This is a genomic window from Hyphomonas sp. CACIAM 19H1 (assembly GCF_003325995.1).
Classification (GTDB): Bacteria; Pseudomonadota; Alphaproteobacteria; order Caulobacterales; family Hyphomonadaceae; genus Hyphomonas; species Hyphomonas polymorpha.
Window position 1 is genome coordinate 962,453 of record NZ_CP016437.1, and the last position, 26,745, is coordinate 989,197.

The window sequence follows — 26,745 nt, forward strand, 5'->3', positions numbered from 1 at the left end:
CCGTGCTGTCAAGGCGGTTTCCGCGACATTAGTGCTAGCACTATCTCTAACGCGCGGACGGGCAGAGGGATGAAGCTGTGACCGCCAGTCGATTTCCAGTTCGCCATCTTCATGCCGCGTGCGCCATTTTTGCAGGGCATGCCGGGAAAGGTTCAGGGCGGACGCGTACTGGCGAAGGCTCATTCCGCTCCAGTTCAGCGCTTCCAGGTGCATCGCCCAGAAGGCCTGAACGGCGCGGCTACGCGTGTCCGTACGCGCCCCGAACCGCACGCATTGGCGCTTGCTGGAACGGCCTTTTTCGAGGTTCCTGCGGGATTGTTCACGGCGCAGATCGGCCTGATATTCTTCATGTTTCCGCGCCTCGTCGCGCCCCATCAGATAGATCACCCAACTCCCAAACGTATGCCGGTTCAGACCATGATCCCGGCAATAGCGGGTGCGCGACACACCGCTCTGACGCCAGGCTTCAATATGTACGCTCCAATAGCTCTGGTGTGCGGTGTTCTCAAAACGTTTCAAATCCATGTTCAGCTCCTCACCAGGAAGGGAAGGCCAAATGGAGAACTATTGCGACCCGGAATCGATGTGCAGTCATCGGACGGTTACCAGCAGACCCGGTAGGGCAAGATAAAAGAGCTGGCGCCAGGCTCTGCCTTGCGCCTTGCCTGCACAACGATTTTCCGGTGCCCTTTGCACCGGGTCGAGGCGCCCGGGTTGCGGCGATCTGCAGCGATTGGGGCAGGTCTAGCGGGCGTCCTATCCTTAAGAGGGACTCTTCCCATGACGGATGACTTTACCCCGCGCCTGGGGCGGGCCGGGGACCGGGGAAGAACCGGGGCGCATCGCTTTTCGAAGCAGGTCAGGCAGGCGGCCGCACGGCTTGGACCCACGGCCGGGAAAACACGGTTCAGCGGGGCCGGTTTGGGGCGAGGCGGCGCGAGTGCGCGCGCCCTGGAAATGAGGCCCCGAAAACTGCCAGCCTTCCGGATGCGCCGGGTGGTCGTGAAGACCTATGTTGCAAGGGCACGTCCTGGGGGCGGGGGCGGTGCCCTCAAGGCGCATCTCGGCTATCTCCAGAGGGATGGGGTTCAGCGGGACGGGACGGGCGGCGAACTTTACACGCGTGCAGGGCTGGCGCCGGATGCGGGTGGGTTCCTTGAACGCTGCGACGGCGACCGGCATCAATTCCGGATCATCGTGTCCGCCGAAGATGGGGCCAGATTGGGCGACCTGAGGGAAACGACACGGGCCCTGATGACGCAGATGGAATCCGACCTCGGGACGCGCCTCGACTGGCTGGCGGTCGACCACCACAATACCGGTCATCCGCACACGCATATCGTCATCCGGGGAAAGGACGACCGGGGCAAGGATCTTGTCATCGCGCCAGATTACATCCGGCGGGGCATGGCATCCCGCGCGCAGGAAATCGTTACAGAGCGGCTCGGGCCAAGGCGGGACCTGGAGATTGCGCAGGCGCGCCAGAGCGAGGTGACGCAGGAACGGTTCACAGGGATCGATCGCGGTATCCTTGCGGAGGCCTCCGAGGGCGAAATTCGGATAGGGGACCGAAGGGGAGCGGGCGAGCAATTTGAAGCGGCGCTCAGGCGGGCGAGACTCCGTTACCTTGAGGGGATTGGACTCGCGTTGCCAACGGGCAAGGACGCGTGGACTCTGAAGCCCGGCTGGGATGCCGCGCTGAAGTCATTGGGACAGCGCGGCGATATCCTGAAAGTGCTCGCCGCAAAACGCAGGGATCGGGGCGCAGATCAGACTTTGCGGTGGTTCGAGCCGTACGCGGAGGAGAAAGCGGTTCTGATCGGTTCTGTCGTTGCGACGGTTCCCGACGACGAATTGCGGGACCGGCGGAGCCTTGTGGTCGAGGATTTTGAGGGCGGCCGGTGGGTCGTGGACATGGGGGTGCGGGAGCCGGGAGCGGTCCCGCCTGAGGGCGCAATCGTTGAAGTCCGTAAGCAGCCGCCAAAGCTGAGGGAGATGGATGCCTCCATCCTGAAGATCGCGGAGCGTTCGGGCGGGGTGTATTCGGACGCGCTGCATGCTGCGGCAGATCCTGCTGCAACACCTGTCTGGCGGCAGGGACATGTCCGGCGGCTGGAAGCCTTGCGACGCGCACGCATTGTGGAACGCAGCAGCGATGGCGTTTGGCGAGTGCCGCAGGACTATGCCGTGCGTGCCGTCGAATATGATGCGGCGCGGACGGGGCGGATTGAGGTCGAGGTCCGGTCCTGGTTGGCGCTCTCGGATCAGACGCATCATGCTGGGCTGACCTGGCTGGATACGGAGGGCGCTGAAATGGCGGGTGAGAAGCTGGCGCGTGCTCGGCAAACGCGTCTTGCCTACCTTCAACAAAAGGAGTGGCTCGAAAGCGGGGCCGAAGAGGTGGGAGAGGCATTGCGCGCAAAGCTGCGCGCCATGGAATTACAAAGAGCGTTCGCCGTGATCAGTGCATCGACTAGGCGCGCGGCTATCCAGATGGAGACTGGCGACCAGTTTGACGGCCGGTTCGAGAAGGTGATGGACCTGGGGCAGGGGCGGTTCGCGGTGCTCGGGAATTCGAAGGAGTTTGCGCTGGTGCCGTGGCGGCCAGAGATGGAGCGCCACAGGGGCAGGGAAATGGCGTTCAGCCGGACGGCGGCAGGGGTGAGCTGGACGATTAGGATAGAGCGGGGATTGGATCGATGATGCGTGGGGAATGAAGTGACTTTTGTGTGGACTGACGATCCAACATTTCCCGCATGCCGCAGCAAGCCAACTTTTTTGCGGCGGCAAGGCTGCAATGGGCGCAAGAACAGTCATTCAAAGCTCATGATTTGGCCGACAGTCTTTGGCCCTAATAGGCCGGTCGACAGTGATATGACTAACGACAGCTTGATCCCAACAACGGTCATGCCACTTCACCCGATACGAACCGGCGATTGTTGCATTGGTGTGCTCATTTCCTCAAAACCCCACAGCAGAGGACACGATGACCACTGTGAATGATTTGATGGGAGCTGGATCGATATCTAAGCAAACGAGCGGAGAGTGAGCGCGGCAAAGCGACTGCTGAAATTGTTCTCCTCTCACGAGCAAGATTGCCCTAGAACAAAGCATGAACCATGCTATAGTCCGATCAGGAACGCAGCATCTAATGCCATATCGCAGAAAGAAGTAAACGTGGAGCCGACAGGCCCAAAGAAACCGAGAGATATCGGCGAAATTTTTTCGGAGTTGGGAGAACTGTGTCGAAGCGACGGGGCGCTCCACGAAATTTCGGCGTTGATCTATAGAGACTGGGTGGTGACCGTCGATCTGAAAAGAGGCGAAGTCACAGACGATCCGGATTATCGCTGGTCCACTAACAAGCTCAACAAAAACGAGTTGCTACTACTGCTAGGGCTAGCTGTTCAATCGACAGACGGACGGACCTACACGGTTCATTCTCCGTCTACCAACTTCGGTGCGGAGGTAGACCGCCTTTGCCGTGAACTTCATGACGCAATCAATTGGGATGCACGCCCGACGTTCGATCCTGAAACCGGAGTGCCTTCCTTTTCACCGGAAATCGGGCCGCTCGCGCGTGAAGCGATTTACTACGGGGCGGAGAGTTTCTACCTCCACCAATTCGATAAGTTTGCGCGCATGCGCTACGCGCGCGATGAAGCTTGGCTTAAATTGAACGCTGGCGGATCGATCGACGAGTTGGCCGACATCGGCCAGCACATCGTACACGAAATGACGAAGAGGATGAGCGCGGTTGGCCATATGCGGGGCGAAGGACGTAAATTCAGCGCTCATGAATTCACAGACAGCCTGATCCTCGCGAAAGAAGAACTGGTTGAAAAATTCGGTGAACGCGCAACCGCGTTCCTTGCCAGATTTGCGACACCCGCGATGAATGCGAACGCGGATTTCGTATCGCCGTTCTCCGTAAACGCCGTAACCATCGCGCCGCTGATTGACCTTGGAGAATACGTCTACATCCCGAACCATTACAGACTGATCGAGTCGCTTTACGAGAGCCCATTCTACTGGATGCAAGGCGACACGGCCTACAACGCCACTGCCTCCGACAACCGGGGTTATTTCGTTGAAGAAACGTCGGCAAACATCCTCCGCACAGTGTTCAGTAAAGAGCATGTGTTTGAAAACGTAAAACTCTACAAGGGCAAGAAAGTCGTTGGCGAAATCGACGTTCTGGTTGTCTACGGCGAGTACCTGCTGATTGGTCAGGCCAAGTCGAAGCGCTTAACGCTGAAGGCGCGCGCTGGCGACTCTAAAGCTCTGAAAGTCGATTTCGAAGGAGCGATCCAGCACCCCTTTCGGCAAGCTCAGGAGTGCGCTGCGCTTATCCGCGCGAGCGTTAGAGGTGTCGATCCCAACGGGAATGAAGTCACATTCCCCGACCTGCCGCGTATTTTCCTCCTCGTTTTACTGAGCGACGGCTTTCCGGCCGCGACGTTCCTTTCCCGTGCCATGCTTTCACGTAAAGGAAAGGATGCGCCCGTCATCTGGGACTTGGGTGTGCTCGATTGCGTCACACGCATCTTTCGCACGCCAGTCAAGCTCCTGTACTATCTCAAATGCCGCGCCGATGCGTTCCACAATATGATTTCCGATAGCGAATACAATTTCATAGGCTTTCATTTACAGAGCAAGCTCGTTCTGTCCGAAGAAGCTAATATGATGATAATCGATCGCGATTTCGCTACAGTCGTCGACGATTTCATGATCGCCGCAGACCTGAAAGTTGATCGCGAACCACCCGAGGGCATTCTGGAACGCGTTAAATTTCCTTTTGTCACGCCTCTGATGGACGAGCTTCAACAAACTCATCCGATAGCAGCTGCCCTCGCACTGGATCTCTATGATTTTTCCAGCTCCGCACTAGAGACACTATCGGAGCTCATCAAAAAGACGCGCGAAGAAGTACGTCGCGGCAAGGCCATAAAGGCTTTTTCGCTGCTCACCGGAAGCGGCGGGTTTACGTATGCGATAGTCGCGCGCCAAGATGAAAGATCACGCCTCGCCGCGCACTCCATCGGACAAAAGCATAAATATGACAGGAGAGCCGACCGCTGGTACGTCATCCTCAATGATGTCGGCACGGATAATCCGATCGATGCTATGTTGCCGCTTCTCTATCCGTGGGAGGTCAGCTCGATAGAGGATGAACATTCAAAAAACGTCCAGTCAGTTTTCAGATCCACGGCTACCGAACTGAAAAGCGGCAACAGGCCGGAGGACGAAGAATCTTAGGGTGCTGCCCCCAGCGCGCTATCAGCAGTTCGGCAACTGTGGCGCGAGCCGAGCGCCGTGTGAGCGCCAAGAAGCAGAAAAAGTGGCCACCGTACCGCACGCGCAACTAGTGTCTGCTTTTCTTGGATTATCGACATAGTTCGACGTCTGAAAATGCGCCCAAGTCGGACGTTGGGGCTGAAGTGCCGAACGTCCCCTTCCGGCGAGAATGAGCCCCCTGTGAAGTGAGAGTGGAACGGCAGGGAAGTTTGCTTCCTGCCGTTCCAGGTTCTCACAGATCGACGGCAGTCGAGATTTCCAGCGCATGGTCAACGTCAACGCCCAGATACCTCACGATACTCTCAAGTTTGTATGTCCCAGCAGAAGCTGCAAAGCTCTCAGATTGCCAGTGTTTCAATGAATGAGGGCGGCCCGCCAGCCGAAGTCCGAACACCGACGTAAAGGTCAAATGTGATTCCGGGTGACCTGAGACCCAATTGGTCCCGCATTTGAATGGAGAGTCTGTCGTTACGGAGACAGACGATGCGGAAGAGTAAATTTACCGAGGAACAGATCATTGCGATCCTGGCTGAGCAGGAGCGCGGGATGGCGACCGAAGAGGTCTGCCGGCGCCATGGCGTGAGTGCGGCAACGTTCTACAAATGGAAATCGAAGTATGGCGGCATGGATGTATCCGACGCCCGCAAGCTGAAGACGCTGGAGGCTGAGAACGCCCGGCTGAAAAAGCTGCTGGCCGACAGCATGCTGGATGTGTCGATCCTGAAAGACCTGCTGGGAAAGAACTGACGACGCCCCATGCCAAGCGGGCGGCGGCGCTGAAGGTGATCGACAAGTACGACATCTCCCAGCGCCGAGCCTGCCGGCTGGTCAGCGTCGATCCGAAGACCGTCAGGCGGGAAGCGGAACCGGACAATCCGGAGATCCGCGAGCGTATGCGCGAGATCGCGGCGACGCGCCGCCGCTTTGGTTACCGGCGCGTGGGCATCATGCTCGAGCGAGAAGGCATCGTGATGAACCAGAAGAAGCTGAGACGTCTCTACAAGGAGGAGGGGCTTGCTGTGAAGCGTCGCCGGGGCCGCAAGCGCGCCACGGGAACGCGGGAACCCATGCCGGTGCCGGATGGTCCGTCGAAGCGCTGGAGCCTCGACTTCGTCTCAGATGTGTTCGGTCCCGCTCGCCGGTTCCGAATGCTCTGCATAATCGACGATTACACAAGGGAATGCCTGGCGCTGGTTGCCGACACGTCGATCTCCGGTGCACGCGTCGTGCGGGAACTCGACCGGTGCATCCGGCTCTATGGCAGGCCTGAAACCATCGTCTCAGACAACGGCAGCGAACTGACCAGTCGCGCTGTCCTCGAATGGCAGAATGAAACCGGCATCGCCTGGCACTACATCGCGCCGGGAAAGCCGCAGCAGAACGGCTTCGTCGAGAGCTTCAATGGCAAGCTCCGCGACGAGTGCCTCAATGAAGAAGTGTTCGATACGCTCGCTCATGCCCGCAGGATGCTCGGGCGCTGGCGTCACGACTACAACCACCACCGGCCTCACTCATCGCTGGGCGGGCTGACGCCCGCAGCGCGCCGGTCGCTCGTGCATGTGGGGAGCTCCGCTCCCGGCGCGCTCGCCACACCTCAACCAACGGACTATGAAAGGGCCAGACTCTCGAAATGAATGAGGGACGAGAGGGGCTCAGGTCACGGGTACTCGCCCGCTCCGGTGCCTATTGCCTCTGGGCCATTGGTCGCGTCCGAGTTCGCACATCGGCCCGGGGATTAGGCGCCGCATAGGCTCTCAGATCCCGTCGTTTCGTATCGGCTGAGCACAGCTGCACCGGGACCGCTGCTGTGCCCCAACGGTTTTGCAGAAAGCCATCGCTTTGGTTGTCGCTGACCTGGCGGATGGATCCGTTGAGATTGCGTCCAGTCTGGATGAGGCACGCCGTGTTTCCCGATCCCTCCTGCGTGATCACGCCGGTATTGCCCTGGCCGAACTGCAGGATGTTGGCGGTGTTTCCGCTGCCCGTCTGCAGCACGCCAGCGCCGTTTCCGCTGCCTTGCTGCATAACCGAGACACGGTTGGACACGGCGGCCGGTGCTGCCACGCTCTGCTCGCCCCGGAACTGCTTTGGGTATCCGAGCCCCTGATCGGCGTGGGCCGCCAGCGGCACAGAAAAGATTGCGAGCGCCAGGCTCGCGAGCATCATATTGCGGGAACGGATCATCGTGGTCTCCTAGGAAAGCTTTTCAGCCGAGCAAATTTCGCCGCCCGCATCGCGCAGGGTCAGCAAGGCGTGGTAACGCCCGCCGGAGAATTCAGCCGAACCAACGGTGGCGCTGTTGCCGTCCGTCAGGTCGACCTCACCGCCTTGTGTCACATCCGTCCCGCCGCCCGGGCCCTGCGCCGTCACACTGAAATCATATGTTGCGTAAACTGCAGCGTGCGCCCGCACGACGGCTTCAAGCCGCACGCCGCTGTCCGTTTTCGTTTCTCGGATTGAACAGTCAGCCGACACTGCCGGTGCCGCCTCGGGGCGTGCTTCCTCCGGCGGCAACAGGGCGTAGGCCGAGGAAGGGACCGGCGCGGCGCAGGCCGTGACCACCGCGAGCGCAGCCGCAATCAATTGGGTTTTCATCCGCGTGTCTCCTTGGACGAGCGTTGCGGGGAGGCGCATTGGCCTCCCCGCGCGAGGTGTCAGTTGTAGCCGCTCTGCACGACCACGGAGATGTTGCCTTCACCGCGCTGGCGCACCGTCACATCCTGTCCATTGCCGACCTGGATAATGCCGGACGTGTTGTTGTAGCCATCCTGGTCTGCCACGGCCCTGTTGTTGGTGCCGATCTGGGCGATGCCGGATACGTTGCCATAACCGGTCTGCATCGTGTCAGCGCGAAGGTTCAGCCCGTCCTGCCCGGTCACGGCCAAGTTGTTCTCGCCGATCTGGGCGGTGCCGACGCTGTTGCGCGTGCCGTACTGGTCCATGCGGAGGAAGTTGTTGTAGCCGGACTGGACGCCGCGCGCATACTGGCCGCGGCCGCCCTGCACAATGACGGTGCCATTGCGGTCGCCTTGCTGGGCGGCAGCGGCGCCGTTGCCATAGCCGGACTGGTCGACGCGCACCCGGTTGCGGGGGTCGGCATGCGCGGCGCCGAGGCTGAAGACCATCAGGGCCGCAGCGGCCGTGGTGAGAAGACGTTTCATGTTTCAGACTCCTGGTTTCATCTCGAGCGCGGTTGAAGTGTCGCTCGATCCCGCACAGGATTGACTGCTCCGCACTGAACGCGCTTTGAATGGCCGGTTCAGCTTCGTTCATGTCTGCGGCCCGCGCAGGTCAGGAGCTCCCTCCGTAGACGAATAGCAATTATGATCGCGATGGCCCCGGCGAACTTCTGCCTTCGACCATCCTGTATTCGGAGGACTGCTTTGTGGGGGATTGCAGATGCCCCCGCGGCAAGAGTGGATCGCCAAAATCAAGCTCTGCAGGAGAGGCATTGGATGGGTCTGCATACGTATGCATGGCGTCCAACTAGGCAGGCACTGGGCGCCTGCGGGATGATGCTGCTTCTTTTGGAAGCTGGAGGTCTCACCGATGAATCCCGGAAAAATTCTGATTGGACAGGTTGGCATTGTACTGATCGTCATTGTAATGACGAACTGGTATGCCACGCAGTGGGCGGCCAGCGCCCTGGCTTATTCCGGCGCACTTGGGGCGCCCTGGTTCCGTGTCGGGGATCAGCCTGTTTATTTCCCCTGGCGGCTTTTCCAGTGGTGGTACGCTTATGAGGGATATGCGCCTGTGGTTTTCGCAAAGGCGGGACTGATGGCGGCGAGCGGCGGCGTGTTCGGGATCCTTGTGGCGGTGATCGGTTCGGTGATCCGCAGCCGAGACGCCAGGTTTGTCACGACCTACGGGTCAGCCCGCTGGGCGAACGCGAAGGATGTTGGCCGGCATAAGCTGCGGGCCCGGTCCGGTGTTTTCCTCGGGCGTTATGGCGGCCGGTACCTGCGCCATGCCGGTCCCGAACATGTCATGGCGTTTGCGCCGACACGGTCAGGCAAAGGGGTGGGACTTGTCGTGCCGACCCTCCTTTCCTGGACCGGCAGTGCCGTGATCCATGACATCAAGGGGGAGAACTGGACCCTGACATCGGGATGGCGCTCGACTTTTTCTGATTGCATCCGTTTTGATCCGACCAACCCGAAGAGCCCACGTTTCAATCCACTTCTTGAGGTCCGGCGCGGCGCGTGGGAAGTGCGGGACGCTCAGAATATTGCCGATATCCTGGTCGATCCGGAAGGCTCGCTCGAGCGGCGGAACCACTGGGAGAAGACAGCCCATGCTCTGCTCGTAGGTGTCATCCTGCATGTCCTTTATGCAGAGGACGACAAGACCTTGTCTGGCTGCGCGCGGTTCCTGTCTGATCCTGACCGGACCTTCGCCGCCACGTTGCGGCGGATGATGGCGACGCTGCACCTGGGAACATGTCCGCACCCTGTCGTCGCCCAGGCGGCGCAGGAACTGCAGAACAAGTCAGAGAATGAACGCTCCGGTGTGCTCTCGACGGCGCTGAGTTTCCTCAGTCTCTACCGGGACCCCATTGTGGCTGAGGTGACGTCCGTGAGTGACTGGCGGATCGAAGATCTCGTGGGTGGGGCGCGGCCCTTGTCCCTTTACCTCGCCTGTCCGCCCTCGGATGTATCCCGCACTAAGCCCCTGATGCGCCTCGTCCTCAACCAGATTGCGCGCCGCCTGACCGAGCAGGAACCTGATCCCTCCCGGCGAAAACTGCTCCTGATGCTGGATGAATTCCCGGCGCTCGGACGGATCGACTTTTTCGAGAGCGCCCTTGCCTTCATGGCGGGGTATGGGGTGAGGGCCTTTCTTGTCGCGCAGTCCCTGAACCAGATCGAGAAAGCGTATGGTCCGAATAATGCAATCTTGGACAATTGCCATGTGCGCGTGGCGTTTGCGACCAATGATGAGCGCACCGCCAAACGGATCTCCGAGGCTCTCGGCACGAAAACCGAGCTGCGGTCCCAGAAGAATTACACCGGCCACCGGCTCGCGCCCTGGCTGTCGCACATGATGGTGTCGCGGCAGGAGACACAGCGCGCCTTGATGACGCCGGGAGAAATCATGCAGCTACCGGCCACTGATGAAATCGTGATGGTCTCCGGCGTGCCGCCCGTGCGCGCGAAGAAGCTGCGCTACTTCGAGGATGGCAACTTCCTGCGGCGGGTCCTCCCGGCCGCCTCGCCGGATCGCGCGGAAGAGGGAGGGCCGCAGGATTGGGGGCATGCGGGGTCGCGCAAGTCTGGGCCTGGCGGGCAGGGTGGCGGAGGTGGGGCTGGCAGCGTTGGCGGCCTGATGCTGGAGCCGGAACTCGGGCCGGTGCAGCAAGATTTGCCAGGCATCGACAGGAGTGAGGCCGTGCCGGATGTGGACGAAGAAAGCCCGTTCGAAGAGGATCCCCAATCCAGGACAATCCGGCGGGCAAACGGGCTCGATAAAGGTGGCAGTGATTTCCTGCCGGACTTCTGACATGGGCAAGCCGCGTCTCAATCTGCGCCTTCGGGCTGATCTGCATCACAAGCTTGAGGAAGCGACACGCCGGCCGGGCGTGACGAAGAACGCAATCATCGAGCAGGCCTTGCAGGAATATTTTGAGCCGGAGATGCGGCATGGACTCGAAGATAGGTTGCTCGCGCGGCTTGATGACTTTGAAGTGAGGCAGGGCGAGATCGAACGGGATTTGGCCCTGTCGCTGGAAACGCTCGGCCAGTTCGTCCTCTATTGGCTGACGCGTACGGATCCCATTCCGGAGGGTGAGCGTGAGATTGCGCATGCGCTTGGGCAGCGACGGTTTGAGCACTTCATAGGGCAGGTTGCCCGGAAGCTGACAGGGGGAGAGGTCTTGTCCAAAAGACTGACGAGGCTGTTCGGCGGCAGCGAAGGGTTTTGAGTATGTTCAGCAACGAAAGCGCATGGTGACAGGGCCCTTGCTGCTTGTGGGCGGTCGAATGCATGCCGCCCTCCTAACTGGTCCGTATCAGAACTGATTTTCGCATAACTGAATCAATCGGTGCCGTTGCGGTCAAGTGGCGGGTCAAATTATTGGTTCGGAATGGGGGGGGCGACCGCTGGCCCGAACCATAGCACGCGGCCTTAGGGCCCCCGCCGGAAACGCGACTAAGTGCCCGCCTTACGGGTTCGCCTGGAGGAAAATCTTAAAGTAGAAATACATTGCAATTTAAGATAACGTACCTGAATGGTGAGACGGCTGCGGATAGAGGGTGTGAAGCTGCCTTTGAGGCCTCTCATCGGCGCGCTCGATCGGCGGAGCCTTGGGGCGCTGGTTCTGGCAATTCTGTGTGTTTTTGTGGGGGCTGGTCTGTCAGCTGCCGCGCCGCTTCTGCTGGCGCGCCTGGTCGATCGCCTGACGGAAGGCGCACCGTCCGCCGCGCTGCTGGTTTGCCTGTATGCGGGCACGCTGGGGCTTGTCCGGATCACCGCTGAGGGGCGGTCATTCTTCTACGGCCGGGCAGAGCAGGATATTATTCGGACGTTCACCCTCTCAGTCGTCCGTCACACGCTGTCGCTGCCACTGGCCTTTGTGCAGGCCCGCTCTCCCGGCGCGCTGGTGCAGATCCTGGAGAATGGCCTGCAAGGCTACCGGTTGTTGTTGCTGCACGGCGTATTCACCCTCTTGCCCGGCCTTCTCGAAATCTTCCTGATCGCCGCCATTATTGCCAGTGAACTCGATCTGGCCTTTCTGTCTGTCTTTGTACTTTGCGGGCTCCTCTACGCTGTGGCCTTTGGGGGCGGGGCAGCGCGGGTGCTCTTGGCGAGCCGGGATGTGTCGGCGGCGTGGATCGAGGTTACTGCCCGTCTGGCAGACAGCCTTCTCAATATCGAGACCGTCAAGTCGCTGGCGGGCGAGCGAGCAATCCTCACCCGGATGGATCACTCCCTTGGGGAGGCCCGGCAGAGTTGGCGGGGCTTCTATTCGGTACGGCTCCGCAACGGAATGCTGGTGACCCTGATCTTTTCTGCGGGTCTGCTCACAGTGCTCTGGATGGGTAAGGACCGGGTCGGGACCGGTGAGATGACGCCCGGTGCTTTCCTGCTCATCAGCGCGTATATGATCCAAATCGTCCGGCCCATTGAGATGCTGGGCTATGCCGCCCGAGATATCGGGCAAGGCGCAGCCTTTATCGAACGTCTGGGAGATATTCTTCGCGAGCCTCCCGAAGGCGCTGGGGTCCGCAAGGTCTGTCTTCTCGCAAACGGCGGTATGGCGGTGTCGTTCACATCCGTCAGCTATCGGCCTGGGGCGGGCGACGCCGTTCTGAAGGACATCTCCCTCCACATCCGGCCAGGTATGCGCGTGGGGCTGGTTGGCGCGTCGGGCAGCGGAAAATCGACGCTGTTGCGGCTCGTGCCGGGATTTCTGATACCCTCTGGCGGCGGGGTACAAATTGATGGTGTGCCGCTCGGAGAATACAATTTGGAGGACCTCCGCCAACAGATAGCCTTTATCCCTCAGCAGCCGGGCCTATTCCGGGACAGTCTCGCCTTCAACCTAGGCTTTCCGGATACGGATGTTCGAGGTGAAGTCGCCGAGGAGATGCTTGGCCGGTTGCAACTCGGCCACCTGGTCACGGGGGATGGCTCAGGGGGGCTGTCTGGGGGAGAACGGCAGAGGCTTGCTATTGGCCGGGCGCTGCTCCGGAGCTGCCGGCTGGTCCTGGCCGACGAGCCGACGTCAGCCCTCGATCCGATGACCGAATCTGCCATTCTGGCAGAACTGTTCCGTGGGATCGGCGACGCCACCCTGATCCTTGCCTCGCACCGGCTTGCAGCGGTGAGAGGCATGGATTTGATCGTGGTGCTTCAGCAAGGGCGCGTTGTGGAAACTGGGACTCACGAGGACCTGATTTCAAAAGAGGGCGCCTATGCCCGGATGTGGAAAGTTCAGTCGGACTGAGGATGCATTCAGCAAGCATCGATTGAGCGGCGGCGGCAGATGCCACGGTGGTCGTGGCTCCGATCCGTTTTCGTGGTCAAGTGAAGTTCCGCCCTCAAAGCTAGATATTCAATCGACTGACTAGAAAGCCAGCGTATCAGGCTCGCAAGCGGCAGGAAAGCTGCTGGGAGAGGCTGATCGGAGTGCGCGATCAAACGCACTCTCGAGATAGTGGCAGCCATAGGCCTACTGACCAAACGCCAAGCTGAAGCTGGCTGGACCCCTGTTCTCGCCCAGCTATCAAAGCAATCATTCCGGAACCGTCCTTGGAGCGACTCATTGATTGGGCGAAGCCTCTTTCCTGGCAGAGGCAGCCATCCTGAGCGGCGTTAGTGTCTTGGCGTTGATGTCTGTGGTGCTGCGGAGCAAATGGTCGCGCAATGTATCGGCGCCTGCTCACCGAAGTTCGCGCCAGCAAAAAAGGCGGGATGGTTTTCCTGCTGACCGTTTCCACCTCGTATCCAGCCGCCGCAACTCGCCCCGCCGCTTCCTTCACGGGAGGCGGCGGGGCATTTTTGTATTTGAAGGTAAATCAGGGAAAAAAATGACATAATTTCTGTTGCCTAACATGGAGCTCCCAAGCAGTTTGAAGCCACGCTTTCAGCGCATCAGGCGTTGGGTTTGAATCTGGCGGGGGCCTTCAATGAACTGGTATCAGCATTTGTTTCAGGCGCTGTTCGACAACTCGTGGCTCGTTGCCTGGAGCTATCTGATCTGGCCGATAGGGGCGCTCATTTCTGGCAGACGGGCAACGGCCTTGAATCTTGCAGATGAGGTGAACCTCATTGATTCAGTGATAGCGTGGACATTCTTCACGAGCATCATTGCCAGTCTTGCTGTGATTGTTTTGCTCGCTGGAAAGGCAGCGGGATATTTCGTTGGGCCGCTTGTCATGCAGGTTCCCTTTGTTCCCGATCTTGTCAGACACTCCTCGGACGCTCTGCGATCAATATACGCATCGTTTGACCGGTCTTTGTATCCAGCCACCGGATACATTCTGTATGCAGCTTTCTTCTGGGCTCTCATTCTCTTGATGGATGATGTCCTTCGCCGATCACAGAAACGACCGAGTTCGCAGCTGATCGGAACAATCTTGCCACTGATCATTATTCTCATCGTGGGATTTCTGGCAGGTTTTGCATTGATCGTGGCAGGAGAGGGTGTCCTGCGCAATCCGGCAACCATACTGATCTATCTCGGGTTCCTGACGGGGTTCCTTTCCATGTTGCCCCGCATGAATTCTCTGGCGAACAAGTATGAGCCAAAAGGGGTCATCAAGAACAGGAAATTCAGCCTTCAGCCCTCATCGAAGAATCTTGATCACGGCTATTTCCATGCATTCCTGGCGTTCACGGTATTGCTGGCATTCTGGTATAATCTTACTATTGGGCAGAACATCGCCATCACGTTTTTTGCGGCTTCCATTGGGGGTCTGCTGGCAATCATCGGTTTTGCTGCCCTCGTTTACACCTTCTCTTTTCAGACTATATCCAAGATGAAATACAGGCGCCTCATATCTTCGGATACAAAGGCGTTTCAATTTTCTTCGGTCATTGTCATCATCAGCTCCTTGTTCGGCCTGGTTCTGGTCGATGGTGATATCTATCTCGATGCAAATGCGCCATTTGTTCGAGATGCCCTGCTGGCAGGCCTCTTCGTCTGCTCCTTCTGTGGGCTCATCAATGCAGCCTTGTCCGTCATGCTGCTGTTCAAGCATGTGTCTGAGGTTCTTGAGCAGGGTGGAAGAGACAGCGCTTCTGCCAGCATCTTCATTTATGAAGGGCACTCATCCGGTGACTTCAGTGCCCTGAACATGGAAAAAACGGGTCTTTCCAGTTTCCGGGAGATGCTTGAAGATCAAAATGTGAATGTCGAGGCGATCGAAAAGCTGAACACATCGGACTTTATCGAGCCGTACCGGCAGATCATTGTCCTCCCGCGCTTCAACCAGGATTTCCCAGAGAAGTCTGCAAACGCTCTTCAGGACATTGTAGGGGCGGGCGTCATCCTTCTGGTTCTGTGTGAATCCACTGACCTCCCATTCAAAAAGAACCTGTTGCTCAGCTTCGGGTTTCCCGTGCCCGCCGTGATGAAGGACTACGGCAACGTATACATTCCCCGTGCTGATGATCCGGCCAGAAGGGAGATCGTTGCAAGAGCAAAGCAGCACATCGTGTTTCCGGGTTCGACGGGTTCCATGCCCCTCATGCAGACCGATGTTTTCGACGCCGAGGATGGTACGCGTTACGAGGACATTGTGGTCGCTCGAAAGTTCGGCGCGGGGTTTGTCGTGGTTGCTGGCGCACATGGGATCTTCGAAAATGCGGAACTCGCCACTCGCGCGCGTGCGCGACATGTCGAATGTTTGCTCAAGGCGATGCTCAGTTTGTTTCCAGAGCCTATGCCAACGCCGTGCTTTGCCGATTGCTGAGCGTTGCACAGAGGTCACGAGCGGCGGTTCTTGAAAGTGAATACCATTTAGGTTTCCGTTTTGCTCCGTGGATGCTCGCCTGAGGTTGCCCCGCCAGGAAGGCCCGCCTCAGCAGATGGATCACCGGGGGGGGCTTTGGGGGCAGGCGCGCCGCGTTGACGCCAGCGCCACGATCCCGCCAATCAGGCAGAGGATCGCGAGGGATAGGGGCAGGGCTTGCATTTCAGCTGTCCTTTCCATACTTTCCGGATGTGGGACCGCCGGTTTACCGGCGTCCCCGTCATCCCACTTCCTTGGTCTGGTCAGAGATATGGCGGTCAAAGCCAGACCAAGGATCGAGATGACGAGAGATAGAACTTCCATTCTGGTCTCCCTTTTCATCGGCTCTCTCTGACGTGCGCTGAACTCAGAGAATTCCGCAAATCTATTGGCCTCAAGCAGGCTGAGTTCGGCCAGTGGCTGGCTGACAGGCTGGGGCAGGAAATCCCCTATCCCAACACGCGCATCAGCGCTTGGGAGAAGGGGCACGAGCCCATAGGCTGGGCGGCTCAGGCTGCGATCTACAAGTACCTGTTGGAGACGAAGCGCGCCCGCCATTGACGTGTTGGCGCATCAGGCGTTCACTCCGTCCATGTGCAACCTCTATTCCTTCGGATCCCCCGGCCGGGTGATGGACGCGGCCAACAAGGCGTTGGGTGGCGAGGTGAAGCTTGGCGCTCAGGCGGGCAATCTCGCAGAGGATTATGTCGGCGCTGACAGTGACGGCCCGGTGATCCGCGCAGCGGGCGATGGCTACGAGATAGATGTCCTGCGCTGGGGCTTCCCGCCCACGTCGCCGAAAGACAAGGACGGCAAGTGGGAACCTCCCATCACAAACATCCGTAACCTGAAGAGCCGATGGTGGACGGATGTGAACCGGGAGTATCTCTATGAGGCGCGCTATCGCTGCCTCGTGCCTTTCAGCGCCTTTGCTGAGCCTGTGTCGGGCAAGGGCAGGGAGAACGCCTGGTTCGAGACGACGAAAGCGCAGGGCTTCTTCGCCGGCATCTGGCGGCCCTGGGAGGGCGACACCCGGCTTGTGCCAGTCGAAGGCAAGGCGCGGCGGCAGCGTGCCCAGGCTGCGCTTGAGCTATATGCCTTCCTGACGACTGAGCCCAACGGCATCGTCAAGCCGATCCACCCGAAGGCCATGCCGGTGATCCTCACAGATCCCGCTGATCTGCGCGATTGGATGTCGGGTGGTGAAGAGAGCCTGAGGCTGCAACGTCCGTTGGGGGAGAAGGGAATAATGCTCAGCTCCGCGTAAGTACTCGCGAGCGCTTGGATGCCGGTCTGGCCGACCCGGAATGCCGGCCGGGCGGATGATCTCCTGGCCGACGGTCCCGTACCTTGGGTGATGCGAACATCGCTTTGAGCGAGTTGACACGAAGGGGCAAGACCAAGATGCCGATGCGGCGCAATGCAAAGTGTTGTGGTTGCGGGAACAAGGGCAAGCGCTACGTGCCTCAAGGACACCAGGCCGTTAATTCAAACTTGAACTTTGGTTAGGTATTATGCAATCTTCAGGGGAACGGGGGTGGTTAATGACGAGGGCAATGCACGACGCTTTAACAAACCTGCGGCATGGATGTTCGTTACAGTAGCGAGATTGCCTATGGCCAAACCACCCAAAGCACTTGTTGAGCCAGACATATTAGTTTGGGCGCGTACTTCTGCCTCCATGTCGATAGGTGAGGCTGCTGCGGCAGCCAAGGTAAAGCCGGAAGCGCTCGGTGCGTGGGAAGCCGGGACCGCCGCGCCGAGCGTTCCGCAGCTGAAGAAACTGGCGAATGTCTATAAGCGCCCATTGAGCGTGATGTTTCTGACGGAACGTCCCAAAGAGTTTATGCCGCTTAAGGACTTCCGTCTGCTAACGGACATTGGTCCTGCAATAGTCGGCCCGAAGCTTGCTTTCGAAATCCGCGCTGCTCAAGAGCGCCGACAGATTGCGTTGGAGCTTTACGACGATCTCGGTGAAGAAGCGCCCTCATTGGGCATTTCCGCCTCTGTAGGTGACAGTCCAGAGGAGGTTGCCGCTGCAATTCGCGGACGGTTAGGCGTTTCAGTAGAAGCGCAAATGCAGTGGCGTGATACTGGTCGGGCATTCCGCGCGTGGCGAGACGCAGTTGAAAACGCCGGTGTGCTTGTCTTTGCGCTGAGTGGTGCTCATCACAAAATTCCCCTAACTGAAGTGCGTGGCTTCGCTATCGCTCAGCGCCCGTTGCCGGTAGCCGTAGTAAATAGTCGCGATAGGGGAGGTGGGCGGATATTCACCCTGTTACATGAGCTTGCGCACATTGTTATCGGCGAAAGTGCCTTAGATAATTCGTTCGAGGTTGGTGATCGTCTGCCGCCCACAGAGCGCGCTATCGAGAGGTTTTGTAACAAAGTGGCCGGAGCTGTATTGCTACCACGAGACGTCATTATGTCTGACGGCATCGTGCGCAGAAAGAGTGCTGAGGCTGATGATTGGACTGATGAGGAAATAAGTGAACTTGCAGCGCGGTATAGTGTCAGTAGGCCCGCTATACTGGTTAGGCTGCAGCAGATTGGCAAAGCCTCGGGGGTTCTTGTATCGCGAATGCTCTTGCGAATGGAGCGTCAGTACAAAGAGGACCAAGAAGATCAGATTAGTGGGATGGTTCCGTGGCGCCTTCAGGTCGTAACCCATTTGGGTAGGTCGTATTCCCGGCTAGTATTGCAGGGGTACTATGAGCGGAAGCTGTCATTGAATAGCGCGGCCGCATATCTTGGCACACAATCCAAGCTGGTTCCCGACATTGCGCAGGCGGCATTCACGTGACGGCAGCTGGTACCCGTTATTGTATTGATACTAGTGCGCTGATCGCTGCGTGGGATGAGCGGTATCCTATCGAGAATTTCCCTCCGCTTTGGGATCGCATCGAAGAGCTGGGTGACGCTAAACGACTGTGGGTTCCAGAAGCCGTCCTCGATGAGACAAGCAAGCGTTCTAGTGATCTGAATAAGTGGCTGAAATCTCGTGGCCATCTTGTTGTTGGGTTTGAACAAGATGTTCAGGCAACAGCGCGTGAGGTGTTGAGAGATTTTCCGAGGCTTGTTGCGGAAAGAAAGGCGCGATATGCGGCTGATCCGTTTGTAATAGCCACGGCGCGCTCAAAAGGCATGAGCGTACTAACTGAAGAGTATCCCACGAACAAGCTGCAGCGCCCAAATATTCCTGACGTATGCAGAGTACTTTCAGTGCCATGCGTAAGGCTGATTGATGTAATTCGAGCAGAAAAATGGATTATCGGTAGTTAACGTTCTGCAGCGCCTTGGTGCAGATTGTGAGGGTCCGCCGATTATCAGGCCATGCGCATCACCTAAGCTGGCAGATTGAGTGGCAATTGCTCGCCGATTTCGTCCCTATCCTAGCCACTCATTCACACCCAATCCCATCCCCATCCCTGTCAAGATGTGACCCGTAGCCCCTCTCGCCAATCCGCACCGGCGCCGCGCCGGCTGCCCGCGCTTCGGTGCAGTTGGCGTAGGCACCTGAGCGGCGGTCCGTGTCCTGGCGCTGATAGCTGTCTCCCGTGAAGCCTGATGAATAGGCCGGGCGGGACGGCGGGGGAGGCGGTGGCGGGGAAGAAGACCGATGGCAATGATAGTCCCCGGTCTTCCGGTTCGTATGGCATCCCTCGGCGTTGAGGCCGCCGCCATGCGCCAGGGCAGGCGCGGCCAGCATCAGCGCGCTTGCCACTGCCGCAGCACTCTTCCAGATCTGTGACATGAATGCGTCCCTCCCGCAGGCAGAGAAGGTTCTACTGCGGCGGGATTTGTGAGTCACGCGCAGATTGAGGGCGAGTGTCCTATTGCCAGATCATCGCGATCAGGGCGACGACGCTGATAGCTACCCCTCCCCAAAACCAGACCGGCGGGCTCGCAGCGCGTAATCCGGTTCATCATTCCAGCCACATATTCGGTTCAATTTCTTCCCGCCTCATTGATCCGGCGGCGCGCATCCCTCGCGATGTCTTCGCTGATGGCCTGCGCCAGGTTGCTCAGCAGGATGTGCTCAGCCGGCTTGGAGGACCAGCACACATTGCGCACCGTCTCTATGTTCCGTTTCAGGGCATTGTAGACGAGATCGGTGGCTCCGGTGGCGGCAGTAGCTTCGACATGCTTTTGCCGCTTCAGTTCCTGACGCAGACGCTCGTCGATGATGCCGGCGATCTCCTGAAGAAACGCATTGTCTTCCCCATAACCGGTGCATTCTCCAGACCCAATATGATTGATGATCTCGCGCACCCTGGTTTGTGTCAGCGCGATATAAATGAGATCGAACCGCCGCCCCATCCGGTCGGCCGGAACCTTATTGTAAGTGTGCCTGGCCATCTCCGCCCCGTGAACAAAAGAAGAACATAAGCGCTCCAGAGATGTAGGGAGTCAAGGGCAAGGCGGCTGTGGAAATCCTGGCCAACCAGGTATTTTCGCGTTTGGGAAGAAACTTTACCGTCCCGATGCGCGATGATCTCCCGTCATGTTACACGTGCCGTGAGCGGGGGAGGGTATACATGAGCGTGAAATTCACCGGGGTGTCAAAGAACATGGGGCGGCGTCCCGCTCACCGACTGCGGTAGAAATGCGTCCGAAGCGAGTGTTTGTGACAACTGCGGGTGCGGCACACCGATGGTTGTAACTATCCGGGCACTCTTGAGTGAGACCGCAGAGCCTGGAATAACTCCATGCAAGAGGGGGCTGCCAATGGCAGAAGATACAGGTCCGGCCGGGACAGAATGGACGAAAGCTGAGATCGATCTCATCGTGGCTGACTATTTTGCGATGCGGGCGAAGTCGCTGCGCGGCGAGGCCTTCGTCAAGGCACGCCACTATGAGTTGATCGTTGACCGCACGGGGCGCTCGAAGGGCTCGGTGGAGCGCAAGTATATGAATATCAGCGCCGTGCTCGAACGGCTGAGCTTGCCCTGGCTGGAGGGATATGCGCCCGCCCGGAATTTCCAGGGCGCGCTGCTTAAGGCCGTCGAGCAATATGTGGACGCCGAATGGCAAGCGGATGTTGTCGCGCCACCTGCCAATGAGGCAAGTCAGCTGGCTCTGGAGCCACCGCCTGAGAGATTGGGCCTGCCCGCCTCAGATAGTCCGGGACTCGAACGGATTGCCCGGAAATTTGATCCGGCGCTCCGCGATGCCCGCAATCGCAAGACCGGACTGGCGGGCGAGAAGCGTGTATTCGACTCCGAGATTATCCGGCTCACTCAGGAGGGACGTCCTGATCTGGCCCGGAAGGTGTCCTGGGTGTCGCAGGAGCTTGGGGACGGGGCAGGGTATGACATCCTTTCCTATGACCTTGGTGGGAGCGAACGGTTCCTGGAGGTCAAAACGACCGTCGGCCACAAGCGCACGCCGTTTTATCTGACGCGCAACGAGCGAGATTTTGCGGAGGAAGCGTCTGACCGGTTCCGGATCTTCCGGCTTTACGATTGGGCCAGGGCACCGAAGGCCTTTGTAATCCAACCGCCGCTTGAGCAGGCGCTCGTGCTTGAGCCGACGGCCTATCGGGCGTCCTTTCGCTAGCGGTGCTTAATCCTGCCGATCTGTCATAACGCTTATTTCGGGCGACCGGCCCCGTACTGTTCAACCACGCTCGTGTCCAAACCGCATCGCGCAGCTATGTCTATTCAGGACTTGCCCAGTGCGGATTGGGCAAACGCGATCGGATACCTTGACGCCTCTCTGAGCCCGTATTCTGAGATTTCGGAACTCAATGAACGACGGCTTTTGCTCACTTCTTTCGAATTCGTTGCCCAGGCTTCAGAAGCTCATAAGGCTCCACTCCAATTGCGTTCGCCAGCTTAGCGAGCATATCAATTGTTGGAGCGTTCAAGCGCCGTTCCAGTTGACTTACATAGCCTCTTTCGATTTCCGCAATATGGGCGAGCTCTTCTTGCGAAAGACCTGCAGCCTTCCTGTGCTTTTTGAGGTTTTCAGCAAAGATCGCCCGGATTTCCATGGACAAATGGAAAGAGCGTTGCGTGCTATAATGCCACGCAATATAGTACGAATTTAAGTCGGTTGTCTTGGAAGAGTTGAGCGCTGAGAGTTTGGGGCATTAATCTGTGAAAAGAAGTTAAATCGACTGCCGAAGATCGGCTCCTAGTAGAATTTTCCACTGCGGGCAGCTCTTGTGCACTGGCAGGGAAGGGGGGGCAACTTCTCCAATGCGCCGAGCTTGGCGCGAGACTTGTTTCTCCAACTCGCTCAAATACGAGCGTTCAATACACGCGACATGCGCGAGTGCATCCTGCGAAAGTGAACGTTGTTTTCTAACTTCCTTCAAAGTTTTCGAGAGGACACCTCGCAGCTTCAACAGGCTTCGAAGCAATCTTGAGTAGTATATTGCTACGTACTATAGTACGAATATTGGGGTCGGGATTCAGGGCGTTTAGGTAACGTTTGAAGCCGCCAGGTGAGTTTGGGTGGCAGTCAACATGACAAAGTCGACAGAAACTGACAGAGCCAAGTTGGCTGGACGAATAGCGCCAGGATCAGCGGATGCGTTCGGTGTTTACAAATCCCAAGCGCAGATATCTGCCCTCACACAGCTCTTCCGGAGCCAGTACCGGCAGTTGGTGCGGTTCTGCAGGACCAGGGTACACGATCGGGCGGACGCTGAGGATATTGTGCAGGCGGCGTTTCTGAGCGCGCGGCGGGCTTATCCGGACAAAGGGATTGAGGAGCTGAGGCCCTTATTGTTCACGCTGGTGCGTAACGGGGCACTGGATTTCCTGCGGTCGGGGGACCATCGGCGCCGGCAGGCCTCGGTTGAGATCGGGGAAGCGGCTGACCTCATTGCCTGCGACCAGTCTCCTACACCGGAGCAACAGCTCATGGATGCTGATAGGCTGAAGACGGCGCAGAAGATTATTGATGCCATGGCCCCGCACCGGCGCGAGGCCTTGCTGCTCCACCGGATCGAGGGACTGACTTACGCTGAGATTGAAAAGCGCTTGTCTATGTCCCGTACGGGAGTCATTGTGGCGATCGCGGAGGCCGTGGCCGAATTGGCCGAGGGGCTTGCGCGTGCAGAGGGCCGGCGCCTCCCGCCCGGCCGGTAACCGGCAGAACGCAAGAGGCACCGGATGTCCAGCGATACGCCTCAGAGCCCGCTCCAGCAGGCGTCACGCTGGTATGCTGAGCTCTCAAATGAGTCCGCTAGTCCTGAGCTCTGGCAACGCTTCCTGGCGTGGGAGCGCAAGCCTGAGAATGCCGACGCCTTTCGGCAGGTCGAAAGCGCCATGGAAACGCTGGACCGCTCACGCTTTGAAACGCGGAGACCCTCCCGTAGGTGGGCTGTAGCGGGGATCGCCGCGGCAGTCGTACTGGCGGCGGTTTCGATCCTTCCACGGCTCGCTGCCGCGCCGGATGATCAGCTAGTCATGTCACCGGATGTCTATGCCACGGCCGTCGGGGAGCAGCGCACGGTGGTGCTGGCCGATGGCAGCCAGGTGCGGCTCAATACGGCCAGCCGGATCGAGGTGGTCTACTCAGAACGCGCGCGGCAGGTGACCCTCTCTGAAGGGCAGGCACTGTTTGATGTGGCGCGGGGCCCTAGGCCGTTTGTTGTGGCGGCGGGCGGCTCGGAGACGAAAGCGCTTGGAACACTGTTTGAGGTCTACTTACCGCCAGAGGGCGTACGGGTAACGCTGGTGGAGGGGCTGGTGCAGGTCGCCGCTGGCGAAGCCGGGCCGGTATTGTTGTCACCCGGCGAACAGCTCTCGATGGTGGCCGGCGGCGTCAACGTGGCCCGGGTAGACGCCAAGCAGCTGACCGCCTGGCAGGGCGGAATGATCCCGTTCACCGATGTGACCCTCGAAGAGGCGGCTGCCGAAATGAACCGCTACTCCGAGACCAAGCTGCGGATTGATGAGCGCATCGCAAAGGAACGCCTCAGCGGGTCTTTCCGGGCCGGGGATCAGGAAGGCTTTGCCGCAGCCATGGAAGTGTTCCTTCCGGTGAGGGCTGAACGGTCGGCCGCCGAAATCCGGATTGTTCCTGCTGGCGAGTGAGGATAATCCGTGGGCGGTTGGTGTAGCCTGTTGTAGGCCCCGATATTTTTCCGATGAAGAAAGAGTCCGCTCCGTTGTTGATGTGAGGGCGGCGCAGGGGCTGCCCGGGGTCAACCGACTTTCGGAGGAATTTCGTGCATCGTTCAATGTCTTTCCGGCGCCGCCTCGCGGGCGCTGCCGCTCTTTCTTTGTCTCATGTCCTGCTGGCCGGTCCGGCCTTTGCGCAGTCGGAAGGAACTCCGGAGATTTCGGGTCCGGCGGCGCCTCTCGGGGAGGCGCTGAAGGTCTTCAGTGAGCAGACGGGGGTCGCCGTTGTGTTCACCGAAGCGGTCGTACAGGGAAAGATGTCTGCCGGAACAGATGGCACAGCGGACGCTGGCGCGGCGCTGGGGGCACTGCTGCGGGGGACGGGGCTGGAGGCTGTGCCGGGCGGTAATGGTTACGTAATCCGGGTGCGGCAGGGAGGATCTGGGAATAATCCGCCGCCGGTCCGGACGGCGCCAGCCCGGACGCCCTCAGGCGCGGAGCCTCTGGTAGCGGCATCTTCTGTTGGGGAGCAGCGGCTGGGGCAGGTTACGGTTACGGGGACAAGTTTGCGCGGGATCGCGCCGGAGAGCTCACCGCTGCAGATTTATTCGCGGGAGGATATCCTGGGATCTGGCGTGACGACCACGGAGCAGTTCATCCGGACGCTCCCGCAGAACTTCGGGGGCGGGTCTACCGAATTTTTGCCGGGTGGGACGCCGAGTGATCCTAACTCCATCCAGAACCAGTCATTCGGGACCGGCGCCAACATAAGGGGCCTGGGCGCAGGGGCAACGCTGACCCTGCTGAACGGGAACCGGATCGCGCCAGCTTCCCAGATCGGGGATTTTGTTGACCTGTCCCTGATCCCGCTCTCGGCGGTCGAACGCGTGGATGTCCTGACCGATGGCGCGTCTTCGATTTACGGCGCAGATGCGGTCGGCGGCGTCATGAACTTCGTTCTGCGCCGCGACTTTGAGGGCGTGGAGCTGTCGGGACGATACGGCACGGTGACATCTGGCGAGATGGCAGAAGCCCGGTATGCCCAGACATTCGGGACAGCTTGGGAAACGGGTAACCTGCTTGCCTCCTATGAGTTCCTCAAGCGAGATAATCTTACCCTATTGGACCGGCCGGGTATTTCGGCGCCGACCTATCTTGATGGCCGGCCGGCGCCAGCTTCCTTCGAGTATGACCTGCTGCCGGCGCAGGAGAGGCACAGTATCCTCCTGGCGGCGCATCAGTCTGTGACACCCGCCCTGCAGCTATCAGGAAGCGCATTATTTTCCCGGCGCGAGGCGGAGGGGCGCAACTATGCTTTGACGACGGGCGACAACTGGGTGGTGAACCGTCCCGTCTCGGAAGTGCTGACCGTGTCCTCAGCCGCCGATTACGCGCTGAGCGGGGACTGGGCATTCCGGGCCGATGGCAGCTTCAGCCAGGTCCGGACCCACAGGTCCGTCACAGCGCTTGCGCCAACGGTGCGGAGCCTCGGTGTCCAGGTCTCTCATTCTGATATGTGGTCGGTAGGCGGACAATTTGAGGGGCGTGTGCTAACCCTGCCAGGCGGAGACATTCGGGCCGCGTTGGGAGTGCAGCTCCGGCAGGAGGACTTTACCAACCGGAATGTCACCACCGGCGAAGTATCGCGCGATGGGGACCGGGATGTGGCGGCCCTTTACGGTGAAGTGCAACTGCCCCTCATAGGCGCGGACAATGCACTTCCCGGGATGCAGCGGCTTGAACTTAACGTGTCGGCCCGGTTGGAAGACTATTCTGATTTTGGATCGACCAGAAATCCGAAGGTCGGGCTTCTCTGGGCGCCGGCAGAAGCTCTGAGGTTCCGGGGCACCTACAGCACGTCCTTCGCGCCGCCACCGCTCGGACGATCTGGCGCGCTCGACCAGACCGTGGCAATCATGCCGTATACGTTCAACCGGAACCTTCTCGGAATTCCGCTACCCGATCCGTCGCTTGCCGATGTGAATTTCATGGTCGTGAACGGTACAGCGCCTGGCCTTAATGCCGAGACTTCCGAAGCATTCACTCTGGGGGCCGATTATTCCAAGACGGTTGGCCAGCATTCAGTTGAGGCACGGCTGACATATTACGATATCAGCTTTGAAGGCCGGCTTGGCGCGACCCCGATCCCGGGTAACCTGCCAGAATCCTGGGCCCCAAGCCTTGCCTGGGAGGATCCTGCCTCCCTGCCGGCAGGGACGGTCGTGTTTTTCCCGACCGAGGCCGAGGTACAGGCGGCGCTCCAGGATTACGGCCGGATCGTATTCCTCGCTGGCGGCGCGACCGGGCCCGAGAATATCGGGTTCATCAATTTTGCGTCGGTGACGCGCAACCTCGCCTCCACTGAAACGCGGGGATTGGATGTGCAATTGGATTGGGAACAGTCAACCGATTGGGGACGCCTGTCGGCCGGTATCAACTCCAGCTACATTCTCGATTTCAATCAGCAGGCCTCTCCGAGCGCTCCGCCCGTAGATATTCTCAACACGCTGTACAATCCTGTAGACTTCAAGATCCGCGGCCGCGCCGGATTTGAAGTCGATGGATGGTCTGCCAACGCATTCGTCAATCATCTTGCGTCGTACCAGACCGACAGCACCGCGCTATCTCGTGGCATCGGTTCCTGGACAACTGTTGACGTGACCCTGACCAAGCAATTTAGCGGCGCAGGCCTGGCGGATGGGCTGAGGCTCAGCGTTTCGGCGGTCAATGTCCTCGATCAGGATCCGCCCTCGACACCCTCTCTTGGCCGGTTCCGCCTGACTGGCTACGACCCTGCCAACGCCACCCCGCTTGGCCGGTTTGTAACCTTCGAGATCAGCAAGGCTTTCTGATGTTGGCCCCTGACGGTATCCGGCTGGCCCCGATTGTGGCTGGCCGGCGCCTGCAAAGCG

At 59.2% G+C, this 26,745-nt stretch carries 22 protein-coding genes and 1 pseudogene; 15 read left to right on the top strand and 8 right to left on the bottom strand.

The features are described 5' to 3' along the window. Nucleotides 1-525: pseudogene (locus BBF93_RS04700) on the bottom strand (IS66 family insertion sequence element accessory protein TnpB); the annotation flags it as partial. Nucleotides 526-957: 432 nt separating this feature from the next. Between BBF93_RS04700 and BBF93_RS04705 the strand changes: the two are divergent. From BBF93_RS04705 to BBF93_RS04715, 3 genes are all read left to right on the top strand, one after another. Then, nucleotides 958-2,703: a DUF3363 domain-containing protein gene (locus BBF93_RS04705; RefSeq protein WP_162786404.1), complete on the top strand. Its 1,746-nt coding sequence runs from the start codon at nt 958-960 to the stop codon at nt 2,701-2,703. Between the two features lie 597 nt (nt 2,704-3,300). Continuing rightward, nucleotides 3,301-5,259, top strand: a complete 1,959-nt coding sequence (locus BBF93_RS04710) for a nuclease-related domain-containing protein (RefSeq protein WP_233349275.1) — start codon at nt 3,301-3,303, stop codon at nt 5,257-5,259. Between the two features lie 522 nt (nt 5,260-5,781). After that, a protein-coding gene (locus BBF93_RS04715; RefSeq protein ID WP_114105138.1) for an IS3 family transposase occupies nt 5,782-6,932 on the top strand; the annotation gives its coding sequence in 2 pieces (ribosomal slippage) (nt 5,782-6,031 and nt 6,031-6,932; 1,152 coding nt in all). A gap of 49 nt (nt 6,933-6,981) precedes the next feature. Here BBF93_RS04715 and BBF93_RS04720 read toward each other — a convergent pair. The 3 genes from BBF93_RS04720 to BBF93_RS04730 are packed head-to-tail and all read right to left on the bottom strand — an operon-like array spanning nt 6,982 to nt 8,459. After that, nucleotides 6,982-7,482 (bottom strand): hypothetical protein, encoded by a 501-nt coding sequence (locus BBF93_RS04720; RefSeq protein WP_114105139.1) that lies wholly within the window; start codon nt 7,480-7,482, stop codon nt 6,982-6,984. Between the two features lie 9 nt (nt 7,483-7,491). Further along, on the bottom strand, nt 7,492-7,893 hold the full coding sequence (csgH, locus tag BBF93_RS04725; protein WP_114105140.1) for a curli-like amyloid fiber formation chaperone CsgH: 402 nt from the start codon (nt 7,891-7,893) through the stop codon (nt 7,492-7,494). A gap of 59 nt (nt 7,894-7,952) precedes the next feature. Further along, on the bottom strand, nt 7,953-8,459 hold the full coding sequence (locus BBF93_RS04730; RefSeq protein WP_114105141.1) for a curlin-associated protein: 507 nt from the start codon (nt 8,457-8,459) through the stop codon (nt 7,953-7,955). Between the two features lie 388 nt (nt 8,460-8,847). On the opposite strand from BBF93_RS04730, the gene traG reads away from it, so the two are divergent. The 8 genes from traG (at nt 8,848) to BBF93_RS04770 (ending at nt 19,037) form a co-directional block, all read left to right on the top strand. After that, nucleotides 8,848-10,800: an IncP-type conjugal transfer protein TraG gene (gene traG / locus BBF93_RS04735; protein ID WP_114105142.1), complete on the top strand. Its 1,953-nt coding sequence runs from the start codon at nt 8,848-8,850 to the stop codon at nt 10,798-10,800. Between the two features lies 1 nt (nt 10,801). Continuing rightward, entirely contained in the window at nt 10,802-11,221 is a 420-nt protein-coding gene (locus BBF93_RS04740; protein WP_114105143.1) for a ribbon-helix-helix protein, CopG family, read from the top strand. Between the two features lie 306 nt (nt 11,222-11,527). Then, the gene (locus BBF93_RS04745) at nt 11,528-13,246 is read left to right on the top strand and encodes an ABC transporter ATP-binding protein (protein WP_114105144.1); all 1,719 of its coding nucleotides are present in this window, start codon (nt 11,528-11,530) and stop codon (nt 13,244-13,246) included. A gap of 419 nt (nt 13,247-13,665) precedes the next feature. Further along, nucleotides 13,666-13,833, top strand: a complete 168-nt coding sequence (locus BBF93_RS19455) for a hypothetical protein (protein WP_162786405.1) — start codon at nt 13,666-13,668, stop codon at nt 13,831-13,833. A 95-nt stretch (nt 13,834-13,928) separates the two neighbouring features. Further along, the gene (locus BBF93_RS04750) at nt 13,929-15,716 is read left to right on the top strand and encodes a DUF4350 domain-containing protein (protein ID WP_114105145.1); all 1,788 of its coding nucleotides are present in this window, start codon (nt 13,929-13,931) and stop codon (nt 15,714-15,716) included. A 631-nt stretch (nt 15,717-16,347) separates the two neighbouring features. Continuing rightward, a complete protein-coding gene (locus BBF93_RS04760) occupies nt 16,348-17,022 on the top strand; it encodes an SOS response-associated peptidase family protein (RefSeq protein WP_114105147.1) in 675 nt (224 codons plus the stop codon). Between the two features lie 348 nt (nt 17,023-17,370). Next, entirely contained in the window at nt 17,371-18,558 is a 1,188-nt protein-coding gene (locus BBF93_RS04765; protein WP_162786406.1) for an XRE family transcriptional regulator, read from the top strand. Further along, nucleotides 18,555-19,037 (top strand): DUF4411 family protein, encoded by a 483-nt coding sequence (locus BBF93_RS04770; protein WP_162786407.1) that lies wholly within the window; start codon nt 18,555-18,557, stop codon nt 19,035-19,037. The genes BBF93_RS04765 and BBF93_RS04770 overlap by 4 nt, the downstream gene beginning before the upstream one ends. Before the next feature lie 118 nt (nt 19,038-19,155). On the opposite strand, the gene BBF93_RS04775 is transcribed toward BBF93_RS04770, so the two are convergent. Both BBF93_RS04775 and BBF93_RS04780 read right to left on the bottom strand, forming a co-directional pair. After that, entirely contained in the window at nt 19,156-19,509 is a 354-nt protein-coding gene (locus tag BBF93_RS04775) for an excalibur calcium-binding domain-containing protein (RefSeq protein ID WP_233349276.1), read from the bottom strand. A gap of 194 nt (nt 19,510-19,703) precedes the next feature. Then, nucleotides 19,704-20,114, bottom strand: coding sequence for a hypothetical protein (locus BBF93_RS04780; protein ID WP_114105150.1), 411 nt, complete (start codon nt 20,112-20,114; stop codon nt 19,704-19,706). Nucleotides 20,115-20,483: 369 nt separating this feature from the next. On the opposite strand from BBF93_RS04780, the gene BBF93_RS04785 reads away from it, so the two are divergent. Beyond that, nucleotides 20,484-21,314 (top strand): DUF3883 domain-containing protein, encoded by an 831-nt coding sequence (locus tag BBF93_RS04785; protein WP_114105151.1) that lies wholly within the window; start codon nt 20,484-20,486, stop codon nt 21,312-21,314. 208 nt (nt 21,315-21,522) lie between these two features. Here the strand turns inward: BBF93_RS04785 and BBF93_RS04790 are convergent, their stop codons facing one another. Both BBF93_RS04790 and BBF93_RS20010 read right to left on the bottom strand, forming a co-directional pair. Continuing rightward, a complete protein-coding gene (locus BBF93_RS04790; RefSeq protein ID WP_114105152.1) occupies nt 21,523-21,750 on the bottom strand; it encodes a helix-turn-helix domain-containing protein in 228 nt (75 codons plus the stop codon). Nucleotides 21,751-21,867: 117 nt separating this feature from the next. Further along, on the bottom strand, nt 21,868-22,122 hold the full coding sequence (locus BBF93_RS20010; protein ID WP_370454409.1) for a helix-turn-helix domain-containing protein: 255 nt from the start codon (nt 22,120-22,122) through the stop codon (nt 21,868-21,870). 106 nt (nt 22,123-22,228) lie between these two features. Here BBF93_RS20010 and BBF93_RS04800 point away from each other — a divergent pair, with 106 nt between their 5' ends. From BBF93_RS04800 to BBF93_RS04810, 3 genes are all read left to right on the top strand, one after another. Further along, the gene (locus BBF93_RS04800) at nt 22,229-22,855 is read left to right on the top strand and encodes an RNA polymerase sigma factor (protein ID WP_114105154.1); all 627 of its coding nucleotides are present in this window, start codon (nt 22,229-22,231) and stop codon (nt 22,853-22,855) included. 24 nt (nt 22,856-22,879) lie between these two features. After that, a complete protein-coding gene (locus BBF93_RS04805) occupies nt 22,880-23,806 on the top strand; it encodes a FecR domain-containing protein (protein ID WP_114105155.1) in 927 nt (308 codons plus the stop codon). A gap of 134 nt (nt 23,807-23,940) precedes the next feature. Next, on the top strand, nt 23,941-26,685 hold the full coding sequence (locus BBF93_RS04810) for a TonB-dependent siderophore receptor (protein ID WP_162786409.1): 2,745 nt from the start codon (nt 23,941-23,943) through the stop codon (nt 26,683-26,685). The last annotated feature ends 60 nt before the right edge of the window (nt 26,686-26,745 follow it).